Consider the following 1,095-nt stretch of genomic DNA (forward strand, 5'->3'; position numbering starts at 1 on the left):
CAAAGAGTTCTGGGACACTGTTATTTTGGTTCAATGTAAGGACACGACGCTAACTAAAACTCATTGTGCGTATTTAGAATATCAGGTTTATAAATTTATTAAAGAAAAAACTCTCTATCAAATTGAAAATAAACAAGAATTAAAAAATTATGCAGGAAGATTATCAGATGCTGATATTTCTGATATGGATACTTTTTTAGATAACTTAAGTTTTGTGTTACCTGCATTAGGGGTCAACTTACTTACGCCAGTGGTAAAAATTTCAAGTCAGTTAAATACTCAATTGACAACTACTATAGATGAAGAAATAGAGGCCGAATTTTTTGTTTTAAGTCGTGATAAAAAAGTAGATGGAAAAGCTTATATAAAAGAGGGAGTTTTCTATGTGAGACAAGGTTCTATTGGTAAGGAACAGCAAACCTCATCTCAACATAATTTCATTATCAATCAACGTCAATCTTTGATAGATAAAGGTATGATCCGAGTGGTCAATGATAAAATTGAGTTTATTCAAGATGTATCTTTTACAAGTACTTCGACACCTGCTGCAATGTTATTTGGTTGTCCAACATCAGGGCCATCTACTTGGAAGCTTTTAGGTCAGCCTCAAACAAGTTATAAGGATTGGGAGGAAAATCAGATTATGCAATAGATAGTAGCTTCGGTTAGATTGAGCTATATTAGTTGTGAAAATTAAGACCTCTACTAACATTATTGTAAATTTTACGTTTTTTCAAATGTACTTTCATTGATAAGTATTGAACATTGCTATTGATTATTTCGCTTATATTCAGCATAGAACTAGTAATGTAACAAGCAAGCCTAGTGCTTAAAGTTAATTATTTGAGCATAGTTCAGACAAAATTTTGTTTGTACAACATAATTTCAAGATATTGATGTAAGATATTGAATCAATATTATTTAGTTTTTTTAGATCAAATGCGACAAATTGACATCGATGGAAAAAAAATATTTGCACCACTTAAAGATAAGTGGCTTGTACTTACACCAGAAGAAAGAGTAAGACAAGAGTACATTTGTCGTCTTGTAAATCATTATGGTTTTGATTTGGCACAAATGGATCAAGAAGTTCAG

2 protein-coding genes are annotated in these 1,095 nt (G+C 31.1%); both read left to right on the plus strand.

Translation table 11 applies throughout. The features are described from left to right. Positions 1-652, plus strand: a 652-nt coding sequence (locus HMPREF0023_RS02300; protein WP_008941081.1) for a DUF4357 domain-containing protein, incomplete at its 5' end; no start/stop codon positions are given. A gap of 254 nt (positions 653-906) precedes the next feature. After that, positions 907-1,095 (plus strand): type I restriction enzyme HsdR N-terminal domain-containing protein (locus tag HMPREF0023_RS16840; RefSeq protein WP_017396511.1); only part of this gene is annotated, 189 nt, incomplete at its 3' end.

The organism is Acinetobacter sp. ATCC 27244, assembly GCF_000156555.1.
GTDB lineage: Bacteria > Pseudomonadota > Gammaproteobacteria > Pseudomonadales > Moraxellaceae > Acinetobacter > Acinetobacter haemolyticus.